General features: G+C 72.3%; 23 protein-coding genes and 1 tRNA gene. 15 read left to right on the forward strand and 9 right to left on the reverse strand.

The features are described 5' to 3' along the window. Complete coding sequence (locus Cus16_RS14205; RefSeq protein WP_069713310.1) at positions 1-783, reverse strand: NAD(P)H-hydrate epimerase; 783 nt, start codon at positions 781-783, stop codon at positions 1-3. Positions 784-805: 22 nt separating this feature from the next. Here Cus16_RS14205 and Cus16_RS14210 point away from each other — a divergent pair, with 22 nt between their 5' ends. Together Cus16_RS14210 and Cus16_RS14215 are read left to right on the forward strand one after the other, a co-directional pair. Next, the gene (locus Cus16_RS14210; protein WP_069713311.1) at positions 806-1597 is read left to right on the forward strand and encodes an alpha/beta fold hydrolase; all 792 of its coding nucleotides are present in this window, start codon (positions 806-808) and stop codon (positions 1595-1597) included. Positions 1598-1743: 146 nt separating this feature from the next. Next, positions 1744-2775: an aldo/keto reductase gene (locus Cus16_RS14215; protein ID WP_069713312.1), complete on the forward strand. Its 1032-nt coding sequence runs from the start codon at positions 1744-1746 to the stop codon at positions 2773-2775. A gap of 258 nt (positions 2776-3033) precedes the next feature. Here Cus16_RS14215 and Cus16_RS14220 read toward each other — a convergent pair. Together Cus16_RS14220 and msrB are read right to left on the reverse strand one after the other, a co-directional pair. Further along, positions 3034-3106: transfer RNA gene (locus Cus16_RS14220), tRNA-Thr, on the reverse strand. Positions 3107-3151: 45 nt separating this feature from the next. Then, on the reverse strand, positions 3152-3562 hold the full coding sequence (gene msrB, locus Cus16_RS14225; RefSeq protein ID WP_069713313.1) for a peptide-methionine (R)-S-oxide reductase MsrB: 411 nt from the start codon (positions 3560-3562) through the stop codon (positions 3152-3154). A 65-nt stretch (positions 3563-3627) separates the two neighbouring features. Between msrB and Cus16_RS14230 the strand changes: the two genes are divergently transcribed. The 7 genes from Cus16_RS14230 to Cus16_RS14260 all read left to right on the forward strand — a co-directional run bounded on the left by Cus16_RS14230 (position 3628) and on the right by Cus16_RS14260 (position 9510). Further along, positions 3628-4095: a GNAT family N-acetyltransferase gene (locus Cus16_RS14230; RefSeq protein WP_069713314.1), complete on the forward strand. Its 468-nt coding sequence runs from the start codon at positions 3628-3630 to the stop codon at positions 4093-4095. Then, positions 4092-5105 (forward strand): DUF2332 family protein, encoded by a 1014-nt coding sequence (locus Cus16_RS14235; RefSeq protein WP_069713315.1) that lies wholly within the window; start codon positions 4092-4094, stop codon positions 5103-5105. The genes Cus16_RS14230 and Cus16_RS14235 overlap by 4 nt, the downstream gene beginning before the upstream one ends. Before the next feature lie 97 nt (positions 5106-5202). Next, positions 5203-5496 carry a DUF3263 domain-containing protein gene (locus Cus16_RS14240; RefSeq protein ID WP_223246633.1) on the forward strand — a complete coding sequence of 98 codons (294 nt, stop codon included), beginning with the start codon at positions 5203-5205 and terminating at the stop codon, positions 5494-5496. Continuing rightward, entirely contained in the window at positions 5493-6098 is a 606-nt protein-coding gene (locus Cus16_RS14245) for a LytR C-terminal domain-containing protein (protein WP_069713317.1), read from the forward strand. Before Cus16_RS14240 ends, Cus16_RS14245 begins: the two co-directional genes overlap by 4 nt. A gap of 170 nt (positions 6099-6268) precedes the next feature. Then, positions 6269-6472, forward strand: coding sequence for a cold-shock protein (locus tag Cus16_RS14250; RefSeq protein WP_022903461.1), 204 nt, complete (start codon positions 6269-6271; stop codon positions 6470-6472). Between the two features lie 247 nt (positions 6473-6719). Further along, entirely contained in the window at positions 6720-8339 is a 1620-nt protein-coding gene (gene groL / locus Cus16_RS14255; protein ID WP_069713318.1) for a chaperonin GroEL, read from the forward strand. Between the two features lie 280 nt (positions 8340-8619). Beyond that, a complete protein-coding gene (locus Cus16_RS14260; protein ID WP_069713350.1) occupies positions 8620-9510 on the forward strand; it encodes a hypothetical protein in 891 nt (296 codons plus the stop codon). A 121-nt stretch (positions 9511-9631) separates the two neighbouring features. Here the strand turns inward: Cus16_RS14260 and Cus16_RS14265 are convergent, their stop codons facing one another. From Cus16_RS14265 to Cus16_RS14285, 5 genes are all read right to left on the reverse strand, one after another. Beyond that, on the reverse strand, positions 9632-11338 hold the full coding sequence (locus Cus16_RS14265; RefSeq protein ID WP_069713319.1) for a sensor histidine kinase: 1707 nt from the start codon (positions 11336-11338) through the stop codon (positions 9632-9634). 61 nt (positions 11339-11399) lie between these two features. Next, on the reverse strand, positions 11400-12095 hold the full coding sequence (locus Cus16_RS14270; RefSeq protein ID WP_069713320.1) for a response regulator transcription factor: 696 nt from the start codon (positions 12093-12095) through the stop codon (positions 11400-11402). 55 nt (positions 12096-12150) lie between these two features. Then, positions 12151-13845 (reverse strand): DNA repair helicase XPB, encoded by a 1695-nt coding sequence (locus tag Cus16_RS14275; RefSeq protein WP_069713321.1) that lies wholly within the window; start codon positions 13843-13845, stop codon positions 12151-12153. Between the two features lie 101 nt (positions 13846-13946). Further along, on the reverse strand, positions 13947-15722 hold the full coding sequence (locus Cus16_RS14280) for a helicase-associated domain-containing protein (protein WP_069713322.1): 1776 nt from the start codon (positions 15720-15722) through the stop codon (positions 13947-13949). 28 nt (positions 15723-15750) lie between these two features. After that, entirely contained in the window at positions 15751-16050 is a 300-nt protein-coding gene (locus Cus16_RS14285; RefSeq protein ID WP_141719005.1) for a hypothetical protein, read from the reverse strand. A gap of 55 nt (positions 16051-16105) precedes the next feature. Here Cus16_RS14285 and Cus16_RS14290 point away from each other — a divergent pair, with 55 nt between their 5' ends. Together Cus16_RS14290 and Cus16_RS14295 are read left to right on the forward strand one after the other, a co-directional pair. Then, positions 16106-16483 carry a cold-shock protein gene (locus Cus16_RS14290; RefSeq protein ID WP_069713324.1) on the forward strand — a complete coding sequence of 126 codons (378 nt, stop codon included), beginning with the start codon at positions 16106-16108 and terminating at the stop codon, positions 16481-16483. After that, positions 16483-17172 (forward strand): DUF3027 domain-containing protein, encoded by a 690-nt coding sequence (locus tag Cus16_RS14295; RefSeq protein WP_069713325.1) that lies wholly within the window; start codon positions 16483-16485, stop codon positions 17170-17172. Before Cus16_RS14290 ends, Cus16_RS14295 begins: the two co-directional genes overlap by 1 nt. Before the next feature lie 89 nt (positions 17173-17261). On the opposite strand, the gene serC is transcribed toward Cus16_RS14295, so the two are convergent. Further along, on the reverse strand, positions 17262-18380 hold the full coding sequence (serC, locus tag Cus16_RS14300) for a phosphoserine transaminase (protein ID WP_069713326.1): 1119 nt from the start codon (positions 18378-18380) through the stop codon (positions 17262-17264). 166 nt (positions 18381-18546) lie between these two features. On the opposite strand from serC, the gene Cus16_RS14305 reads away from it, so the two are divergent. The 4 genes from Cus16_RS14305 (at position 18547) to Cus16_RS14320 (ending at position 22784) form a co-directional block, all read left to right on the forward strand. Next, complete coding sequence (locus tag Cus16_RS14305) at positions 18547-19242, forward strand: metal-dependent transcriptional regulator (RefSeq protein WP_069713327.1); 696 nt, start codon at positions 18547-18549, stop codon at positions 19240-19242. Between the two features lie 291 nt (positions 19243-19533). Further along, complete coding sequence (locus Cus16_RS17080) at positions 19534-20529, forward strand: C40 family peptidase (RefSeq protein WP_069713328.1); 996 nt, start codon at positions 19534-19536, stop codon at positions 20527-20529. Between the two features lie 378 nt (positions 20530-20907). Further along, positions 20908-21402 carry an HNH endonuclease gene (locus tag Cus16_RS14315; RefSeq protein WP_069713329.1) on the forward strand — a complete coding sequence of 165 codons (495 nt, stop codon included), beginning with the start codon at positions 20908-20910 and terminating at the stop codon, positions 21400-21402. A gap of 266 nt (positions 21403-21668) precedes the next feature. Then, entirely contained in the window at positions 21669-22784 is a 1116-nt protein-coding gene (locus tag Cus16_RS14320) for an epoxide hydrolase family protein (protein WP_069713330.1), read from the forward strand. Positions 22785-22786 lie beyond the last annotated feature (2 nt).

A 22786-nucleotide genomic window follows, 5' to 3' on the forward strand; every position in this document is an offset into this window, starting at 1 on the left:
TCAGGTGCGGACCAGCGGCTCCACGGTCGCCAGGTCCGCACCGATCCCGACGTCGACGAGCTCGATCCGTCCGGCGAGCGTCGCCCCGGGGCCGGTGAGCAGTCCCGCCTTCACCCCGCCGAACGTCACCGTGACGTCGGCGTGCAGCACGTGCTCGTCCGCGACGGCACCCGTGTCGACGTCGATGCCGCTCGGCACGTCGACGGCGACGACGAACGGGGCGCGCTGGTCGCGGGCGAGCTCGCGGATCGCGTCGACGACCTGCCGAGCGGGGGAGCGCAGGGGCGTTCCGCCGCCGGCGCCGATGCCGAGGATGCCGTCGAGCACGAGGCCGGCCCCCGCAGCGGCCTCGGCGGCGGCGGCCGCCAGGCGCTCGGCGTCCGGCGTCGCAGCCGCCCGCAGGATGTCGGCCGCACCGGCGTCGTCACGGTCCGCCCCGCGGGCCGACGGGCGGTCAAGGAGGCGCGCTCCGGCGTCCAGCGCCGCTGCCAGGCCCGCCTCGTGGACCCGTGCGCCGACGCGCAGCACCGCCACGTGCCTCCCGGCCGACGCCAGCCGCGCACCCGCGAACAGGGCGTCACCGCCGTTGTCGCCGCTGCCCACCAGGAGCAGGACGGAACCGGGCCCGCCCTGCGGGCGCACCGCCGGGTCGTCGAGCAGGTCGCCCACGATGCGGGCGAGCCCGTCCGCCGCGCGCTGCATGAGGGGTTCGCCCGCCTCGAGGTGCGGCCGCTCCGCCGCCCGGACCTGATCGCCGCCGTAGCCGTCCATGGGGACCACCATGCCCCGGTAGCCTGGTGGGGACATGTCACTCGTCCCCGAAGCGCCCCGTCCCCGTGCCGTGATGTCCCCGGACGGCCTGAAGCTCGCGACGTACGACTTCGGTGACCCGGATGCCCCCGTCGTGGTGGCCGTGCACGGGTTCGCCTCCGGCGCGGTCCTCAACTGGCACGCCTCGGGGTGGACCCGCGACCTCGTCCGCGCGGGCTACCGGGTCGTCGCGCTCGACCAGCGCGGCCACGGGGCGTCGTCGAAGCCGCACGAACCGTCGGCGTACTCGATGGAGTTGCTCGTCGCCGACGTCACGACGGTCGTCGACACGTACCTGCTCACCGACGTCGCCTTCCTCGGCTACTCGCTCGGCGCCCGGGTCGGCTGGCACACCGCCGAGCAGATCCCCGACCGGATCTCGCGGGCCGTGCTCGGCGGGATCCCCGACGCCGACCCGATGCGACGGGTCGCGGTCGACCAGGCGAAGGCGTACATCGCGGACGGCACGCCCGTCGAGGACCGCGTCACGCGCGGGTACCTGCAGATGGCGGCGAACGTCGAGGGGAACGACCTGCGGGCGCTCGTGGCGATGGTCGAGGGGATGCGGAACAGCGTCGAGCCGACGCCCGAGAACGCGCCGGCGCAGCCGATCCTGATGGCGGCGGGCAGCGAGGACGGCATCCGGGACAGCGCGGTGCGCCTGGCCGAGGCGGCGCCGGACGCGTCGTTTTTCGAGATCCCGCGGCGGAACCACTTCAATGCGCCCACGTCGCGCGACTTCCGCGAACGAGCGATCGCCTTCCTGAGCGGCGGAACCACACAGTGACACGGTTCGGCGCGCCGACGTCGCGCGACTTCCGCGAAGCGGCCATCGCCTTCCTGTCCCAGGGACGCTGACCGGGCGGTGCGCCTCCCCTGACGGGTACTGGCGGGTCCCCTCGGGGCCAGCCGACCGGGCGTAGCGTCCCGCCCATGGACTACAGACTCCTCGGCAACAGCGGGACATCGGTGTCGACGCTGACCCTCGGCACCATGACGTTCGGCAGCGAAGCCGACGAACCCACCTCCCACCAGATCATCGACACGTTCGTCGCCGCCGGCGGCACCCTCGTCGACACGGCCGACGTCTACTCGGGCAACGAGTCCGAGCGGATCATCGGCCGCTGGCTCGCCGCGCACCCGACCGAGGCGCAGCAGGTCGTCCTCGCCACGAAGGGCCGCTTCCCGCAGGGCGACGGCCCGAACGACCTCGGGCTGTCCCGCCGACACCTCCGGGTCGCCCTCGACGCCTCGCTCGAGCGGCTCGGCGTCGAGCACATCGACCTGTACCAGATGCACGCGTGGGACGCCCTGACGCCGATCGAGGAGACCCTGCGCTTCCTCGACGACGCCGTGTCCGCCGGCAAGATCGGCACCTACGGGTTCTCGAACTACCTCGGCTACCAGGTGACGAAGGCCGTCTACGAGGCGAAGGCGCACGGCTGGGCACCGCCGGTGACGCTGCAGCCGCAGTACAACCTGCTCGTTCGCGACATCGAGCACGAGGTCGTCCCGGCCTGCCTCGACGCCGGCATCGGCCTGCTGCCCTGGTCGCCGCTGGCCGGCGGTTGGCTCTCCGGCAAGTACCAGCGCGACGAGGCCCCCACCGGCGCGACCCGCCTGGGCGAGGACCCGAAGCGCGGCATGGAGGCGTGGGAGGCCCGGAACGCCGACGAGCGCACGTGGCAGGTGCTCGACGCGGTGTCCGCCGTCGCCGACGCGCACGGTGCGTCGAGGTCGCAGGTCGCCCTCGCCTGGCTGCTCGCCCGCCCGGCGGTCACGAGCGTCATCCTCGGTGCCCGCACCGTGTCGCAGCTCGAGGACAACCTCGGTGCAGCCGACCTCGTGCTCACGGACGAGGAGCTCCGCAGCCTGACGGACGCCAGCGCACCGCGCATCGACGACTACCCGTACGGCACGGCCGGCGTCGGCCAGCGCGAGCGGCGCATCACGGGCGGGCGCTGAGCGTCCGTCCCGGGCGGTCGTCGGGCAACCGCACGGCGACCGCCCAGCCCGGACGCAGACGGGGCAGCCACTTCCTGCAGATTCGTGCGGGAACCCGCGGAACCGGGAGGATCGGTGGTCGCGGGACGCCCAACGGTGCGACCATCGGAGGACGACCGGCTGGTTACCGCGTCGAGCGCCCGGAACGCCCCCTGATCCGCGTTCCACGCGCCGAAGGGCCCGGACGGCTTCCGTCCGGGCCCTTCGTCCTCGTACCGGGGCCGGCAGCGGGACTCGAACCCGCAACCCCCGTATTACAAGTACGGTGCGCTACCAATTGCGCCATGCCGGCTGACGCGCCCATCCTAGCGGCGGACGCAACGGGCGCGTCGGGTGGTCACTCGGCCGAGGAGTCCGCCGAGAAGTTCAGCGACAGCGAGTTCATGCAGTACCGGTCGCCGGTCGGCGTACCGAAGCCGTCGGGGAACACGTGGCCCAGGTGCGAGCCGCAGTTCGCGCAGCGGACCTCGGTGCGGACCATGCCGAGGGACTTGTCCTCGATGAGCTGCACGGCCTCGGGGTCGACCGACTCGTAGAACGAGGGCCAGCCGCAGCCGGAGTCGAACTTCGTGCCGCTCTTGAAGAGCTCCTTGCCGCACGCCGCACACGTGTAGATGCCGGCGCGCTCCTCGTCGAGCAGCTCACCGGTCCACGGACGCTCGGTCCCGGCCTGCCGGAGCACGGCGTACTGGTCCGGGGAGAGCTCCTCGCGCCACTGGGCGTCGGACTTGTCGACGTTGTACGCCATTGCTTCCTCCTGCTTCCGGTCGAGGCTCGATGGTGGTGCCCGACCCCTTCAGTAAACTCGCCACGATGTCCGAGCATTCCGTGCGCCACGCCCGCTGGACCCGCCTGACGACGGACGAACTGTACGGCATCGTGCGGTTGCGGAACCGCGTCTTCGCGCTCGAACAGCGCGTCGCCGCCGAGGACCTCGACGGCCGTGACCGCGAGCCCGAGACGGAGCACTGGTGGTTCGGAGCGGACGACGATCCGGTCGGGTACCTCCGGCTCGTCCGGCCCGCCCGGGACGAGGCGCACCCCTCGGGTCTCCAGCCGCCGGCGTGGGTGATCGGACGGGTCGCCACGCACCCGGACCACCGCGGGCAGGGGATCGCGGGTCGGTTGGTCGCCGCGGTGCTCGACCGGCACGGGCACGAACCGTTCGTCCTGCACGCGCAGGAGTACGTCGCGGGGCTGTACGAGCGGCACGGCTTCGTCCGCTTCGGGGAGCCGTACGACGAGGCCGGCATCCGTCACGTCGGCATGCACCGCCCGTGACGAGCACCCGGCAGCGCTACGCCGCGTACGCGGACCGCATCGCCGCGGTCTCGCCGTCGTACGCCGCGTGGGCCCGGTCCGTCGACGACGGCCTGGTCGCGCTGCTCGACACCGTGCCCGAGCAGCAGCGGCAGCCCGAACTCGTGTTCGCGGTCGCCCGGCGGCTCGGCGCCGACCCGTCGGACCCCGGGGCGCTGTACGCGCTCGGACGGGAGGCTCCGCTCCTCTTCACGAGAGCCCTCGCGACCGCCACGGTGCAGGCGAACGACCCGCGGCGGCTCGGACCCGTCGTCCCGCTCTTCGCGGCGCTCGCCGCGGCCGCAGCGCAGACCGGCGACCCGCGGCCGCTCGGCCTCGTCGACGCCGGTGCGGCCGCCGGGCTGTGCTCGATCCCGGACCGGGTGACGCTCGACCACCGGACCGGGGACGCCACCGTCCGGTTCGCGACCGCGCTCGAGGAGCCCGCCCTGCACCTCACCGTCGAGGTCCGGGGCACGGTCCCGGCACCCGCGACGGTGCCGATCCGGATCGGGGCCCGGGTCGCCCTCGACCCGGCACCGATCGACGCGGGCGACCCGGACGCGTTCGAGCGGCTGGTCGAGGCGGTCCCGCCCGAGGCGACGGACCGCACCGCCCTGATGCGCGAGGCGGCGCGCGCGACGCTCGCCGTGCCTCCCGTCCGGATCCGCGGGACGCTGCCCGGCGACCTCGACCGCGCACTGGACGCCCTGCCGGACGGCGTGCGGCCCGTCGTCCTGACGACGGGCACGCTGGTCTACGTGCCCGGCGCCGACCGGCAGCGCGTCGTGGACCGGCTGCGGGAGCGGCGGGTGCACTGGATCGCCCTCGAACGCACCGGCATCCTCGGCGGTGTGGCCGCGACGCTGCCCGACGACGTCGACCCGTCGGACCCCGACGCGTTCGCGACGGTCTCGCTCGACGGCGTCGCCCTCGCCGTCTGCGACCCGTTCGGCCTCCGCGTCCGCTGGTTCCGCCGGCCGCTCGCCTGAACCGGGCTTCGCGACAGTCCAGCCGCGTGCCAGGGTCCGGCCCCGGACCACCCCTACGATGTGCGAGACCCGTGACCCGACCGTGACCGGAAGTGCCGTGACCGCCCTCCCCACCGACGAGCTCAGCGAGCTCGACCAGCGCGTGCTCGCGTTCGAGCACGACCGGGCGCAGCACGACCGCACGAAGGAAGCCGACATCCGGGTCGAGTTCGACATGTCGCCAGCGCGCTACTACCAGGTGCTCAACCGCGTGATCGACCTGCCCGCCGCACTCGTCCTCGACCCGCAGCTGGTCGGACGCCTGCAGCGCCTGCGGCACGCACGCACCCGCGCACGAGCGGCACGCGCCTTCGTCGCCCCCGCGCCCGATCCCCGTGAAGAGGAACGATGACCCAGAGATTCCCGCGAGACCGGTTCGACGACGCGACCGACGGGCCCCGGGTCGGCGCGCACCGTGGTGCCCGTCGTCGTGGTCGCGGGTGGATCGCGTTCGCCTGGGCCGCGCTCGCCACCGGCGTCCTGGTGCTCGTCGGGGTCCTCGTGCTCGCGCTCCTGAACGGCAGCACGTCGTTCCCGGGCGTGGCCTCGCCGTCGTCGACGCCCAGCGCCTCGGCCTCCGCGTCGGCCGCGCCGTCCGGGGAGCCGTCGGCGTCGTCCTCGTCCTCGTCCTCGTCCTCCGCCTCGCAGGCGCCGAGCGCCGCGACGCCCGCCGACCAGGGCTCGACGAGCGTCGTCGTGCTGAACGGCACGACCACGACCGGGCTCGCCGCCCGGGGCAGCACGGCGCTGACCAGTGCCGGGTGGCGCGTGACCTCGACCGGCGACGCCGGTACGACCGGGGCCACCGGGTCGGTCGTGTACTACCGGCAGGCCGACCAGCAGGCGGTGGCGCAGGGCATCGCGAACGCGCTCGGCATCACGGCCGTGCAGCAGTCCGCCGCCTTCCCGAACGCCGACGTCAGCGTCGTGCTCGGGGCGGACTACCGCGGCTGAGCCCGATCGGCGACCGCCCGTGTGTCGGGCGTGTTTCCGACACGTTGATTTCTGACGGCATCGTCGTGAAACAACGTCACACCTCTTGCCCTCCCGCGTGCGTTCCAGCAGAGTCGTCGCCAGACGGCGACTGCGTCGTTCGCACCAGCAGCACCAGGGAGCAAGAGATCATGGCCAACGGAACCGTGAAGTGGTTCAACGCCGAGAAGGGCTTCGGCTTCATCACCGTCGATGGAGGGGGCCAGGACGTGTTCGTGCACTACTCGGCGATCGACATGTCGGGCTACAAGGTCCTCGAGGAGGGGCAGGCGGTCACGTTCGACGTCGGCACCGGCTCGAAGGGGCCGCAGGCCGAGTCCGTCCGACCCGCCTGACGTCCCGGAACCACTGCGAGCGCGCCGTCCCCTCGGGGGCGGCGCGTTCGTCGTGTCCGGCGGGCCGCGCCGTCCGCGTGGCCGCGGTGGTCCACGCCGGGCGGGGTGTGTCCTGGGAAGTCGACCCGTGCCTCCCGGCTGTGTTGCACTCGCAACCGGCGAGTGCCAGAATCGGCGTTGGCACTCGCTCACGCTGAGTGCCAGCAGGACCCCCATGCACGACGTCCGGGAGGGACGAGAAACTCACATGGCTAAGATCATTGCTTTCGACGAGGAGGCCCGTCGTGGCCTCGAGCGCGGCCTGAACACCCTGGCCGACGCCGTGAAGGTGACGCTCGGCCCGCGCGGCCGCAACGTCGTCCTCGAGAAGAAGTGGGGCGCCCCCACGATCACGAACGACGGTGTCTCCATCGCCAAGGAGATCGAGCTCGACGACCCGTACGAGAAGATCGGCGCGGAGCTCGTCAAGGAGGTCGCCAAGAAGACCGACGACGTCGCCGGTGACGGGACGACCACCGCGACCGTGCTCGCCCAGGCGCTCGTCCGCGAGGGCCTCCGCAACGTCGCCGCCGGTGCGGACCCCGTGTCGCTCAAGCGCGGCATCGAGAAGGCCGTCGCCGCCGTCTCCGACCAGCTCCTCGCCAACGCGAAGGACATCGAGACCAAGGACCAGATCGCCGCCACCGCGTCGATCTCGGCCGCCGACCCCACCATCGGCGAGCTCATCGCCGAGGCGATCGACAAGGTCGGCAAGGAGGGCGTCGTCACCGTCGAGGAGTCGAACACCTTCGGCACCGAGCTCGAGCTGACCGAGGGCATGCGCTTCGACAAGGGCTACCTGTCGCAGTACTTCGTCACGGACCCGGAGCGCCAGGAGGCGGTCTTCGAGGACCCGTACATCCTCATCGTCAACTCGAAGATCTCCAACATCAAGGACCTGCTCCCGGTCGTCGACAAGGTGATCCAGGCGGGCAAGCAGCTCCTCATCATCGCCGAGGACGTCGACGGCGAAGCCCTCGCGACCCTCGTCGTGAACAAGATCCGTGGCATCTTCAAGTCCGTCGCCGTCAAGGCCCCGGGCTTCGGTGACCGCCGCAAGGCCATGCTGCAGGACATCGCGATCCTGACCGGTGGCCAGGTCATCTCCGAGGAGGTCGGCCTCAAGCTCGAGAACGCGACCCTCGACCTGCTGGGCAAGGCCCGCAAGGTGATCATCACCAAGGACGAGACCACGATCATCGAGGGTGCCGGCGACGACGAGCAGATCGCGGGCCGCGTCCGTCAGATCCGCTCCGAGATCGAGGCGACCGACTCCGACTACGACCGCGAGAAGCTCCAGGAGCGCCTGGCGAAGCTCGCCGGTGGCGTGGCCGTCATCAAGGCGGGTGCCGCGACCGAGGTCGAGCTCAAGGAGCGCAAGCACCGCATCGAGGACGCCGTCCGCAACGCGAAGGCCGCCGTCGAGGAGGGCATCGTCGCCGGTGGTGGCGTCGCCCTCATCCAGGCGTCCGTCGCGCTCGACTCGCTCGACCTGCAGGGTGACGAGGCGACCGGTGCGAACATCGTCCGCGTCGCCATCGACGCGCCGCTCAAGCAGATCGCGCTGAACGCCGGTCTCGAGCCGGGTGTCGTCGCCGCCAAGGTCCGCGAGCTCGAGTCGGGTCACGGCCTCAACGCCGCGACCGGTGAGTACGTCGACCTCGTCGCCGCGGGCATCATCGACCCGGCCAAGGTCACGCGCTCGGCGCTGCAGAACGCTGCGTCGATCGCCGGTCTGTTCCTGACCACCGAGGCCGTCGTCGCCGACAAGCCGGAGAAGACCCCGGCCATGCCGGCCGGCGACCCCACGGGTGGTATGGACTTCTAAGCGGTCCTGACGGAAGGGCCCCGCACGCTGCGCGTGCGGGGCCCTTCTGCGTGCCGGGGCGGGGCGGGGTGGGCGAGCGGGCCTTTTCCGTCACGTTCGGCTTGACCGGACGACGACTTCTGCCCGCCCGGCGCAAGACGCACGGCATGTCCTGCCCGGTCGCGTCGGGCTCCGGTCGCGTCGGAGCCTGGTCCCGCACAGGAGGCCCGACCGGCGTCGTCCTTCACACCTCCGCCCGTCCGTGGCCGGCCCCGGCAACGGGCGGCAGACGATCGTCGACATGTCGAAGCAGTCCCCGTTGCCCGTTCCCTTCGGCCAGATCGCCTTCTCGGTGGGAGACGCACTCCGCGCCGGGATCGGTCCTGAGCGGCTCCGGCGCCGTGACCTCGTCGCTCCGATCCACGGGGTGCGTGCCCCGGTGGGCGTGCCGGTCGGTCCGATCGAGGCGGTCGCCGCGGTGCTCCGGCCCGGTCAGCGCTTCAGCCACGTCACCGCGGCGCGCATCTGGGGAGCGCCCCTGCCGCGCACGTACCGCGACGACGAGACCGTGCACGTCTCGTCCAGCACCGAGGTCGCGATGCGTCGAGTCGGCGTGGTCGGACACCGGTCACCGGCTCCGGACGTCCGGGAGAGTCCCAGTGGGCCGGTGAGCAGTCCCGCGGACACCTGGTTCGAGTGCGCGAGCATGCTCTCGGTGGCGGACCTCGTCGCGCTCGGCGACCACATGGTCGGGCGGAACGAGCTGGCGACGCTCGACGACCTGGCCGCTGCCGTCCGACCGGGGTCCCGCGGAGCACGGACCGCCCGCGCGGCCCTCGACCGGATCCGTGTCGGTGCCGAGTCGGCGATGGAGACCCACCTGCGACTCGCCGTCGTCGACGCCGGCTTCCCGGAGCCGGCGCTCAACATCGACGTCCGAGGTGATGACGGGGCCTTCCTCGGCCGGGTCGACATGGCTTGGCAGGAACACCGGATCGCCCTGGAGTACGACGGCGATCACCACCGCGAGCGGGAGACGTTCCGGAATGACCAACGGCGCAGCAACGGGTTCACGGTCAACGGGTGGTTGGTGATCCACGCGACCGCGGTCGATCTCGCCCGACCGGCGGTCTTGTTCGAGCGGTTGCGCCGGGCCTTCGCTGAGCGAGCGGGTAGGACACGCCGCGCGTGAGTCGTCGGCAGTGCACGACCTGTCGCCCAGGCGGCGCGACGGTGGCCGATGTTGCACGCTCGGCGGTGCAGCGGGTGGGCGGGGCGGGACGGGCGGGAACCGGCCGGGCCTGCCGGCGGCGTCAGGCGCTGGGCGCCGGGGGCGCGGGGGTGGGGGTGTAGTCGCGGGGGAGCAGGGGGAGCCAGACGCGGAAGGTGGCGCCGCCGCCCTGGGTGTCGAAGACCTCGACGGAGCCGCGGTGTGCGTGCACGATGCCGGAGACGATCGCCAGGCCCAGGCCGGAGCCGCCGGTGTCGCGGGCGCGGGAGGTGTCGGCCCGCCAGAAGCGCTGGAAGATCTTCTCGCGCAGCTGCGGCGGGATGCCCTCGCCGTGGTCGATGACGTCGAGGTGGGCCATGCCGCGCTCGTCGTCGACCCCGATGCCGATCTCGATCGGGTCGTCGTGCTCGGTGAACCGCATCGCGTTGCCCATGAGGTTCGTCACGATCTGCCGGATCTTGTTCTCCTCGGCGAGGACGATCGGCGGACGGGCCGGCAGCACGACCGTCGGCAGCGGCGAGGTCTCGTCGGACGGCTCGAGTCCGTCGAGGCCCATGGCTCGGGTCCGACGGGCACGCAGGCGGGCGATGGTCTGCCGCGAGAACGCGATCGGACCGGTGGTGTTGGCGGAGGGCGGCGACACCGGGGCCTCGCCGGTGTCGGAGCCCTCGGTGCTGACCGGCCGCACGGCCTGCGGCACGCTCACGCCGGTCACCGAGTCCTCGACGAGCACCTGGATCTCACGGTCCGGGTTGGAGGCCATGGTGTCGAGCGCCGAGTCGCGCGCGATCGCGACGAGGTCGACCGGCCCGAGCTCGAGCGGCTTGGACTCGTCGATGCGGGCGAGCTGCAGCAGGTCCTGCACGAGCAGGCCCATGCGCTGGGCCTCCTTCTCGATGCGGTCCATCGCCTGCGCGACGTCCTCGTCCTTGCGCAGGGCACCCATGCGGTACAGCTCGGCGTACCCGCGGAGGGACACGAGCGGCGTCCGGAGCTCGTGCGAGGCGTCCCCGACGAAGCGGCGCATCTGCGCGATGGTGCGCTCGCGGTCCTCGAACGCCGAGTCGATGCGCTCGAGCATCGCGTTGAGGGAGCGGTTGAGGCGACCGACCTCGGTGTTCGGAGTGTCCGCCTCGAGGCGCTGGTTGAAGTCGCCCGCGGCGAAGCGTGCCGCCGTGTCCTCGACGTCGCGCAGCGGGTCGAAGGTCGCCGTCACGAGCAACCGCGTGAGCATCGCGCCGAGCAGGATGACCGAGATGCCGAAGCCCAGGAAGATCACCGTGAACCGGGCGATGGTCTGGTCGGTGTCCGCACTCGACACGGCGACGAGCACGAAGCCCGTCTCCGAGGTCCCGCTCGACTGGTTCTGCAGCGACGCGGGGATGACCTGGGCACGCCACTCGTGGTTGTGCTGGCTGTCGTACAGCGAGAACCGCTGTGACGACTGCGCGGCGGCGGGGAAGTCGAGGCTGCGGATGTCGGGCCGGCTGGCCGCGCGCGTCTGGCAGATCTGGTCGCCGCGGGCGTCGTACGCGGCGACGTAGGCACTCTGCGACAGCACGATCGACAGGGTGCAGTACTGCTGGCCGTCGCTGATGTTCTGGCCCTCGAGCTGCTCGGTCGTCTGCTTGACCGTGTTGTCGAGCTGCTGCATGAGGTACGTCGACAGCACCGTCATGGTGCCGAGCCCCGCGACGAGGAGTCCGAGCGCGACGAGGAGCACCGTGATCCCGGTGATCTTCGTGCGCAGGGAGATCCCGTCCCACCAGCGGCTCATTCGCGTGTGCATGCTGCCCCAACGATAAGCGGCGACCGCCCGGTGAAACCGGACGGTCGCCGTGTGCCCGACGTCAGGACGCCTTGGTCGCCTTCAGCATGTAGCCGAACCCGCGCTTCGTCTGGATGATCGGCTCGGTCGAGTACTGGTCGAGCTTGCGCCGGAGGTACGAGATGTAGGACTCGACGATGCCCGCGTCGCCGTTGAAGTCGTACTCCCACACGTGGTCGAGGATCTGCGCCTTCGACAGCACCCGGTTCGGGTTGAGCATGAGGTAGCGGAGGAGCTTGAACTCTGTCGGGGACAGCTCGATCTGCGCGTCACCGATGGTGACCTCGTGCGTGTCCTGGTCCATCGTCAGCTCGCCCGCGCGGATGATGGCGTCCTCTTCGTCGTTCATCGTGCGACGCAGGATGGCCTTGATGCGCGCGACGATCTCGTCGAGGGAGAACGGCTTCGTGACGTAGTCGTCACCGCCGACCGTGAGCCCGGTGATCTTGTCCTCGGTGTCGTCCTTCGCGGTGAGGAACAGGATCGGCGAGGTGTAGCCCGACGACCGGAGGCGCTTGGTGACGCCGAAGCCGTTCATGTCGGGGAGCATGACGTCGAGGATGATCAGGTCGGGCTCCTCCTCGAGCACGGCGGAGATCGCCTGGGCACCGTTGCCGACCGCGCGGACGGCGAACCCGGCGAAGCGCAACGAGGTCGTGAGGAGGTCGCGGATGTTCGGTTCGTCGTCGACGATCAGGATCTTGGGGCCATCGGTCATGGACCCATCCTCTGACCGTTCCCTAGAGGTTTCCTGGGAGCGGGACGTGTGATGGCTAGGCGGCAGCCAGGACCTGGTCGGCGTCGAGGATCGTGTAGGCGTACCCCTGCTCGGCGAGGAACCGCTGCCGGTTCTGCGCGAAGTCCTGGTCCACCGTGTCCCGCGCCACGAGGGTGTAGAACGACGCCGGCAGACCGTCCTTGTTCGGCCGGAGCAGTCGGCCGAGCCGCTGGGCCTCCTCCTGCCGTGAGCCGAACGAGCCGGACACCTGGATCGCGACCGTGGCGTCGGGCAGGTCGACCGAGAAGTTCGCGACCTTCGAGACCACCAGGACGTCGATCGATCCTTCGCGGAACGCCTGGAACAGCCGCTCGCGTTCGTCGACGGGGGTCGACCCCGTGATCTCGGCGGCGTCGAGCGACGCGGCGAGCTCGTCGAGCTGGTCGATGTACTGCCCGATCACCAGGATCTGCTCGCCGTGGTGCTTGCCGATCAGCTCGCGCACGACCGGGGTCTTCGCCGGTGAGGTCGCGGCGAGGCGGTAGCGCTCGTCGTCGCCGGACGCCGCGTACTCCAGGCGGTCCTGGTGCGGCAGGTCGATGCGGACCTCGTAGCAGGCGGCGGGGGAGATGTAGCCCTGGGCCTCGATCTCCTTCCACGGGGCGTCGTAGCGCTTCGGCCCGATGAGCGAGAAGACGTCGCTCTCGCGACCGTCCTCGCGCACGAGCGTCGCCGTGAGCCCGAGTCGGCGACGTGCCTGCAGGTCGGCGGTCAGCTTGAACACCGGTGCCGGCAGGAGGTGGACCTCGTCGTAGACGATGAGCCCCCAGTCGAGCGCGTCGAGCAGCGAAAGGTGCGTGTACTCGCCCTTCCGGCGGGCGGTGAGGATCTGGTAGGTCGCGATGGTGACCGGTCGGATCTCCTTCGAGGTGCCGGAGTACTCGCCGATGTCCTCGGGCGTGAGCGTGGTGCGGCGGAGCAGCTCGTCGCGCCACTGCCGCGCGGAGACGGTGTTCGTGACGAGGATGAGCGTCGTCGCCTTCACGGTCGCCATCGCCCCGGCGCCGACCAGCGTCTTGCCCGCACCACAGGGCAGCACGACGACGCCGGACCCCTGCGCGAAGAAGGTGTCGACGGCCTGCTCCTGGTAGGGCCGCATGTGCCACGACTCGGTGTCGAGGTCGATCGGGTGCGGTTGCCCCGGCGTGTAGCCCGCCAGGTCCTCCGCCGGCCAGCCGAGCTTCACCAGCTCCTGCTTGACCTGACCGCGGGCCCACGGCTGCAGCGCGACCTCGTTCGGGGACCGCTGGTCACCGAGCAGGGGCTTGATGCGCTTCGACCGGGTCACCTCGGCGAGCACCGCCGGGTCCTCCGCCGTGAGCAGCAGGACCGGCTGGCGCTCGAGCTCCTCGGTCGGGGAGTTCGCGATCGCCGGGGCGTCCTCGCGCTCCTCGCGCCGGATGACGAGCCGTCCGTACCGCGAGACCGTGTCGCGGATGTCGACCGTGACGCTCTGCGGGACCGGGAACTTGGCGAACCGCTCGAGCGTGCCGGTCATCGAGTCGGCGTCGTGTCCGGCCGCGCGGGCGTTCCACAGACCGAGCCGCGTGATGCGGTACGTGTGCACGTGCTCGGGCGCGCGTTCGAGCTCGGCGAAGGCCGCGAGTTCGTGCCGGGCGTCCTCGGCGTCGGGGTGGGCGACCTCGAGGAGCACGGTGCGGTCACTCTGCACGATCAGCGGTCCGTTCATGACGGATCAGCCTAGGCGGCGCGCCTGCGAGCAGTCGCCGTCAGCGCGCTGTGGTGGAGAACCGGCCCGTCCGGCACGGGTGTGCAGGACGGCCCGGGGCCTCACGCCTCGCTGTCGACCGCCACGACGAGGGACAGCGGCAGCGTCCGCTCGACGTCCACCGCGGTGTCCCGGCCCCGCACGCGGCCGGCCGCGACGGACGTCGGCACGATGGAGAACGGCCGCTCGGAGCCGTCCGGCATCCGCACCGTGAGCCGGATCGGAGTCTTCCCGCGCACCGCCAGGTCGATCTGCCGACCGAGCCACTCCTGCTCCGGCTCCGCCTCGCCGCGCTCGGTCGTCAGCCGCAGCCGCTCCACGAGCGCGCGGGCGGCCTGCTCCGGCGTCCGCCCGGCGGCACGGCGACGGACGGGAGGCGCGTCCTGCGTCACGGGCCGGGCCGCGGCCGTCAGCACGGCCGGGTAGCGCTGATCCTCGAGCGCCGCGTGCACCACGTGCGGCGGGTGGGCGGTCGCGAGGGTCGTCAGGTCGAGGCGGTCCCAGCCCAGCTGCCGCAGCTCGGCGTCGACCCCGACCAGGTCGAGCTGGTCAGGCGTCCCGACCACCCGTGTCCCGGTACCGGTCGGGTCCACGTCGACGACGATGCCCCCGTCGCGCGCCGCGACCTGGTCGACGAGGTACCGCAGCGGTTGGGGCACGTCGGTCGCGGACAGGCGCTCGAGCAGCGTGAGCAGGTCGTCACGGGTCGCACCCGCGCGGAGGGCCCGGCGGACGGAGTCCTCCGAGACGCGGTACCGCGCGGCGAGGCCGGGCGCCTCGAGGTCGGCGACGCTCCGGAGTGCCTCGTCGTCCGCGGGGGAGAGCGGGCCGGGAGCGATGACGGTCAGGTCGTGCTGCAGGTACACGCCCTCGACGGTCGGCGGCAGGTCCGCCGCGGCCGCCGCGACGTCGCCGCCGAGCACCGCACGGCCGGTCGGGGTCACCCGGCCGTCGACCGCGGTGCCGAGGACCTCGGCCGTGCCGCCGACGTCGAGCAGGACCGCGTCGAGCCAGCGCGCCCCGGCCGGGAACGCCCAGCGACCGACGGACACCAGGTCGCGGAGGTCGTCGTCCGCGGCTGCGAGCACGTCGTGCACGGCAGGGTCGAGCGACCGCCACCACCGCGTCGCGAGGTCGACCCAGCGCTCCGGCCAGGCGGCACGGAGCCAGGAGCGACCGTCGTCCGTGACGCTCCACCGGCCCTCGCCGGCGTCCGCGAGACCCGTCCGACCGAGCAGGGCCAGGCGGTCCGGCACCACCTCGGGCTCGGCGCCGACGCGCTCGCCGAGCGTCCGGGCGAGCGGTGTGCCGATGCCGCCCTTGACCAGTTCGCGGACCTCGCCCGCGTCGACCGCGCGCAGCAGCTCGGCGAGCACCGTCATCGTCGCGAAGGCGCGCTCCGCGCCGGTGGCACGGGCGCGGGCCGGGTCGGTGTCGGTGTCGGCCGTCTCCGGAGCGGCGGCCGCGGGGCGGGGCTGCTCCGTGCCTCCCGTCCGCAGCGCCGTGACCTCGGGGGAGGCGGCCAGGCGGGCGGCGACCGCGTCGTCGACGGCGCCCGCGTCGTCCGCCAGGCCGAGTGCGACCGCGGGTGCCAGTGCGTCGGGGTCCGCGGCGCCGTCGCGGAGCGCGAGGAGCGTGGCGCGGGGCAGGTGCTCGAGCGCGGCGTCCACCGCGTCGTCGGTGCGGAGCGCCTCGGCCAGGTCGAAGAAGTCGGACGCGTGCTGGGGCCCGGAGTCGGCGAGGACGGCCGCGGGCAGCCGTCGGGCGACGACGAGCCGCTCGAGCTCGTCGTCGGGCATCGCCCGGAGCCGGGCGGCCAGGTCGGCGGTGGTCGTCATCGTCCGCCCCGACGGTCGGCGCGGGGGATCAGCGTGCCGACCGGTTCTCGCGGGCGCGCTTCGACCACGTGATGCCGAGCAGGACGATCACGAGCACCATCCCGATCGGCAGACCGATCAGCGGGATCGCCATGATGACCGGCCAGGGCATCGAGCCGTTGGCGCTCGGCACCGTCAACCACATCACGACCATGGCGATGATGCAGAGGATCCCGGCGACGAAGATCCCACCGATCATGAACCCGAGGACGCGTTCGGTACGATTGAACGTCATCGAGGGCTCCGCTGCTTCGCGGGGGGTCCCGGTGGATCGGGTCGGCTTGGCCATCGGCCCAGGATATCCGACGCACCACGGCCGTTCCACGACCACGAGGAGACCACGCATGCCCACCGGCAAGGTCAAGTTCTACGACGAGCAGAAGGGCTTCGGGTTCATCACCGGCGACGACGGCGAACCCGTGTTCCTGCACGCGTCCTCGCTGCCGGACGGAACCACCTCGGTCAAGGCCGGCACGCGCCTGGAGTACGGCGTCGTGCAGGGCAAGAAGGGCTCGCAGGCGCTCACCGTGCGGCTGCTCGAGGCCCAGCCGTCGCTGTCGAAGCGCTCCCGGCGCTCGGCGGACGACATGGCGGTGATCGTCGAGGACCTCGTGAAGGAGCTCGACCGGATCAGCGGGGACCTCCGCCGCGGTCACTACCCGAAGAACGGCGAGCGTCTCGCCGCGATCCTGCGCCACGTCGCAGACCAGCTGGACGCCTGATGGAGGACGTCACGGAGCTCGCGCGCACGGCGCTGCTCGAGGTCACGCCCGAGTCGACGGTCGGTCAGCAGGTCGGCACGGTCGACGAGGGCGACGGGGTCGTCTCCGTCCTCTTCGCGAACCGCATGCCCGGGTACCCCGGCTGGCGCTGGACGGTCTCGGTCGCGCAGGTCGAGGGCGACGAGCCCACCGTGCTCGAGGTCGAGCTCATGCCGGGCGACGGGTCGCTCGTCGCGCCGGAGTGGGTGCCCTGGGCCGACCGGATGGCGGAGTACCGCGCCGGACAGGGCGACGAGGGCGACGACGACGAGTCGGACGACGAGGGCGACGACGACGACCTCGACGAGGAAGCCGACTACGAGGACCCGGACGACGACGAGGCGGACGACGACGCCTCCGACGACGACGACGACGACGACGCCGACGACGACGACGACTTCGACGACGACGAGGACGACCTCGGGGAATCGGACGACGACGAGCTCGACGGGGTCGACGTGGACGCTGCCGCCGAGCAGGACGCCGCCGAGCAGGACGACGCCGACACCGCCGACGAGGAGGCCGTGCCGACACGCTCCCGCGGCGCCCGCCGCCGGGCGTCCCGCGTCCGTCCGACCGACCCCGACGAGGACCTCGAGGTCGACCGGCTCGACCCGGGGGAGACGGACCCGGAGCGCCACGGCGCCTGACCGCGGGTCACCCGGTCGGACCTGACGGACGACGGACGGGAGGCGCGGTGCCAGCCGGCACCGCGCCTCCCGTCCGTCGTGCTGGTGCGTCAGCCGCGCAGCGCGTCGACGACGTGGTCGATCGCCCGGACGAGCTTCGCGACGTCGTCCGGGTCGATCGCCGTGAAGGTCGCGACCCGGAGCTGGTTGCGGCCGAGCTTCCGGTACGGCTCGGTGTCGACGATCCCGTTCGCGCGGAGCGTCGCGGCCACGGCCTTGGCGTCGATCGAGTCGTCGAGGTCGATGGTCGCGACGACCTGCGACCGGGCTGCGGGGTCCGTCACGAACGGCGTCGCGTAGTCGGAGGCCTCGGCCCAGTCGTACAGGGTGGAGGACGACGTCCGCGTCCGGGTGTCCGCCCATGCCAGGCCGCCGGACTCGTTGATCCAGCCGACCTGGTCGTCGAGCAGCAGCAGGGTCGCGAGCGCGGGGGTGTTGAGCGTCTGGTCGAGCCGGGAGTTGTCGACGGCGTTCTTGAGCGACAGGAACTCCGGCACGTACCGGTCGCTCGCGGCGATCCGCTCCACGCGCTCGAGCGCGGCGGGGGAGAACAGCGCGAGCCAGAGACCGCCGTCCGACGCGAAGTTCTTCTGCGGGGCGAAGTAGTAGACGTCCGTCGCGGAGACGTCGAACGCCGCACCGCCGGCGGCGCTCGTGGCGTCGACGACGGTCAGTGCGCCCGCGTCGCCCTCGGCCCGGACGACCGGGGCCATGACGCCGGTCGAGGTCTCGTTGTGCGGGTACGCGTAGACGTCGACGCCCTCGACCGGTTCGAGTGCGGCGAGGGAGCCGCCGGGTGCCTCGACGACGTGCGGCGCCTCGAGCCACGGGGTCTGCACGGCCTTGGCGAACTTGGAGCCGAACTCGCCGAAGGACAGGTTCTCGGCACGGCGCTCGACGAGCCCGAAGGCGGCGGCGTCCCAGAACGCGGTGGAGCCGCCGTTGCCGAGGACGACCTCGTAGCCGTCCGGCAGCTGGAAGAGGTCGGCCAGGCCGCGGCGGACGCTGCCGACCAGGTCCTTGACGGGCTTCTGGCGGTGGGACGTGCCGAGGATCGTCGCCCCGCGGGTCACGAGGGACTCGAGCTGTGCGCCACGGATCTTGGACGGGCCGCAGCCGAAGCGTCCGTCGGTGGGGAGGAGTTCAGCGGGGATGACGATGTCTGCCATGCGCCGATCCTAGCCAGTGGTATCCCAGCGCTCCCGTCCCTGGACCGGCCGGACGGGGTGGAGGTGCGCCGTGCCTCCCGTCCGTCCAGCGTGCCGGCGGTGCCGCCTCGTCGTCCTGCTCAAGTAGGGTGGACTGGGCTGGTCCCGGACATGAGAGGCGACACGCGTGACCGATCTCGTCGACACCACGGAGATGTACCTGCGGACGATCCTCGACCTCGAGGAAGAGGGGATCGTCCCGCTGCGCGCGCGCATCTCCGAGCGGCTGGGGCACTCCGGTCCGACGGTCTCGCAGACCATCGCCCGCATGGAGCGCGACGGCCTGGTCGTCGTCTCCGGCGACCGGCACCTGGAGCTCACCGGCGAGGGACGCTCCCGCGCGACCCACGTGATGCGGAAGCACCGTCTGGCCGAACGCCTGCTCGCCGACGTGATCGGGCTGGACTGGGCGTTCGTGCACGACGAGGCCTGCCGGTGGGAGCACGTGATGAGCGAGCAGGTCGAGGTCCGCCTGCTCGAGATGCTCGGCAACCCGACCGAGTCCCCCTACGGCAACCCGATCCCCGGGCTCGCCGAGATCGGCGGTCCCACCGCCGGACACTTCCTCGACGGCGTGCAGAACATCGTCGCGGCGACGGACGGCACCGACGCGGTGGCGACCGGCGTCGTGCGGCGTCTCGGGGAGCCCGTGCAGTTCGAACCCGAGCTGCTGCACCAGCTGCGCATCGCGGGCGTCATGCCCGGTCGCGTCGCGAGCGTGCAGCGTGCCGGGGCGTACGTGGCGGTCCGGGTCGAGGGCGAGGACGCCGGCATCGAGCTGCCGACCGAGGTCGCCCAGCACGTCTACATCGAGCGTTCCTGAGGCGAGCCGGGGCTGCCCGAGCCTGAGAATGGGCTCATGCTGGTGTCGGCGACCCGCTCCTGACCAGGGCTTCGTGATCGTTCCGTTACCGGACGGCCGTTTCGTCTCGACAAGGTAACGGCCCCCACGTACACTCGTCGAGTCCCCGGGCCGCCCACAGAGGCCCAGGACCCGTGGCAGGACGTCTCGACCCGTCTCCTGCCTGGATCGGAGACGATGACGAACGGATGGGGTCCACCCCTCCGCCCCACCCAGGCGGAGACGGGGGACGAGACGCCGGAGACACCGCCCTTGACGCAGACCGGTTCCGCCGCGGACGCCCCGACGCCCGCAGCCCCGACGCCCGCCCTCTCGACGGCCGCAACTCGCGCGAACACGGCGGACGCCACCGCCGCGCCGCTCACCCGACGAGCAGCCCGCGAGGCCTCGACGCCGGTCCGCCGCGTCACCCCGGTCCGCGACGCCCCGCTGCCCGGCGGACGCCGTGCGGCGCAGGCCGCCCGCGCCGCCGAGACCGCCAAGGCGAGCAGCGCGGCCCGCAAGCGTCGCTTCCTCGCCCCGGTGGTGCTCACCGTGGCCGCCGGCATGTTCGGCACCGTCGCCGTCGCCCCGGCCTTCGCGGCGACGCAGCAGACCGGGACCGACGCCGCGACCGCACAGCGCCAGGTCCGCGCCGCCGAGGCGCAGCAGTTCTCGGTCTCCGACGCCGTCGCCCTCGCCGGGACCTCGCGTGACGGCTTCGGTGCCACCGCGCAGTCGACGCTCGACGCCGAGGCAGCGCAGCAGGCCGCCGCGAAGGCAGCGCAGCAGGCAGCGGCGAAGCAGGCCTCGGACGCGGCCGCCACCCAGGCCGCGCGCGCCCAGACCGCGAAGCAGTACTCGTCGTACAGCGGCCCGAGCGCCGACGAGATCGCCACGTCGGCCACCGCCGCGAACACCCCGTTCTCGCTCCCGGCGGTCGTCGCGACCGCGAAGCAGTACATCGGCACCCCGTACGTCTTCGGCGGCGCCGACCCGTCCGGCTTCGACTGCTCCGGCTACGTCATGTACGTGTACGCGCAGTACGGCATCAGCCTCGCGCACTCCGTGCCGCTGCAGGACCAGGCCGGCACCACGATCCCCGAGTCCGAGGCGCAGCCCGGCGACGTCGTCATCTTCAACAACGAGGCGCACGACGGCTTCTACATGGGCAACGGCATGATCATGGACGCGCCGAAGCCCGGCGGTGCCGTCTCGATCCGCCCGATCTGGACGAGCGACTACCACATCGTCCGCTTCGGCATCTGACGCCAGCGCGCGCACTACGTCGGACGGCCCTCGTGTCGTTCCCGTGAACACTCCCGGAAACCGGCCCGCACACCCTCGTGCTGGGCCGGTTCCTGACGTAGCCTGGTCCCGCACCGGTCCGATCCGGCCCGAACACGGGAGACCTCATGTCAGCGTTCCGCACGACCCGCACCACGGGTCGGCGCGCGCTCGTGGACATACGGTCGACCGCCCCCTGCGTGCACCATCACGCCCCTGTCTGACGAGAGCACTGCCCATCCGGGTGGTGCTCTTCGTGGTTCCGGGCGTGGTCGCAGACCGCGGTCCCCTGTCGGCGACGCTCGGCCCGACGCACCCGCAGCGCCTGGAAGCCGTCCAGGCACCGTCGGAAGGGAACCCATGCGCACTCTCGTCCTCAACGCCGGTTACGAGCCCCTCGCGGTGATCTCGGACCGACGGGCCCTCGTGCTGGTCATGAACCAGAAGGCCGCCATCGTCGCCGCCGACGCCGACCACCCGGTCACTGGGTCGACGACGAGCTTCGACCGACCGTCCGTCATCATCCTCACCCGGTACGTCCGCATCCCCCACGCGCGGCTCGTGCCCGTCTCGCGCCGCGGCGTCCTGCGGCGTGACGGCAACCACTGCGCCTACTGCGGTCGGCACGCAACCACGATCGACCACGTGCAGCCGCGGTCGCGGGGCGGTCAGGACTCGTGGGAGAACCTCGTCGCCTGCTGCCTGGCGTGCAACAACACCAAGGGCGACCGCACGCCGCAGGAGATGGGGTGGCGCCTCCGGTTCCGGCCGAAGGCACCGCACGGGGCGTCCTGGGTCGTGCGCGGGATCGAGCGTCCGCAGTCGGAGTGGGACGAGTACCTGGTGGCCGCGTAGCGGTCAGCCGCGCCGAGACGGACGGGAGGCGCGTGGCGGGGTCGCCACGCGCCTCCCGTCCGTCCGTGGTCGCGCTGGTGCTGGTGCTGGTGCTGGTGCTGATGCCGGTGCCGGTGCCGGTGGGCGCTGGGCGCTGCTGCCGGGTGGTTCCGGGCGTACCGGGGCGGATCGGGCGTACCCGGTCGTCCCGGACCACCAGGTACGCCCGTTCCCGCCTCCCATCGCAACCGTCGTGGGAAGGAACGGGCGGGCGTAGCGTGCACGGCATGAGCGAGACGCCGGTGATCGACGACGCCACCATCGAGGACCTCCGCACCCGGCTCCGTGCCACGCGCTGGCCGGACGCACCCGCCGGCACCGGGTGGTCGCTCGGCGTCGACGTGGCCGAGCTCCGACCGCTCGTCGAGTACTGGGCCGACGGCTTCGACTTCGACGCGCACCGGGCGGCGCTGGCGGCACTGCCCTCGCGCCGAGTGGTCGTCGACGGGATCGGCGTGCACGTGCTCCACGCCCGGGCCGACACCGAGGACCCGCTGCCCCTGCTGCTGGCGCACGGCTGGCCGGACTCGGGGTGGCGGTACCGGAAGGTGCTGCCGGTGCTCGTCGCTGCCGGTTTCGACGTCGTCGTGCCGGACATGCCCGGGTACGGGTTCTCGGACGCGCCGCCGCGGGTGCTCGACGCCCGCGAGGTCGCCGGCATGTGGGCCACGCTCATGACCGACCTCGGGTACGAGCGGTTCGTCGTGTCCGGCGGGGACATCGGCACACACGTCGCCCGGTACCTCGCGCTCGACCACCCCGACCGGGTCGTCGCCGTGCACCGGATCGACGGCGGTCTGGCCTGGCCGGGGCTCGACGAGACCGAGCTGTCGCCCGCGGAGCGCTCGTTCGTGCGCGCGACGGAGCAGTGGCGCACGGCGGAGGGCGCGTACGCGATGATGCACCGCACGAAGCCCCAGACCGCCGCGGTCGGCCTCACGGACTCGCCGGCCGGGCTCGCGGCGTGGATCGTCGAGAAGCTCCGGTCGTGGAGCGACTGCGACGGGGACCTCTGGTCGGTCTACACGCGGGACGAGGTCCTGGCGCTGCTGACCGAGTACTGGGCGACGGCGACGATCGGCTCGTCGATGCGCATGTACCACGCGAACGCCGCGATCCCCGCCGCGCAGCTGAGTCGGCGGGTGGAGGTGCCGTCCGGCTTCTCGGTGTTCCCGGGCGACATCGTCCGGGCGCCGCGGGAGTGGCTCGAGCGCACGACGAACCTCGTGTACCACCGGGAACTCGACCGGGGCGGGCACTTCGCACCGTTCGAGGTGCCGGAGCTGTACGTCGAGGAGCTCCGCACGTTCCTCGAGCCGTACCGCGGGGCGATCCGCCGCTAGAG

The organism is Curtobacterium sp. ER1/6, assembly GCF_001742745.1.
In the GTDB taxonomy this organism is placed as follows: Bacteria; Actinomycetota; Actinomycetes; order Actinomycetales; family Microbacteriaceae; genus Curtobacterium; species Curtobacterium citri.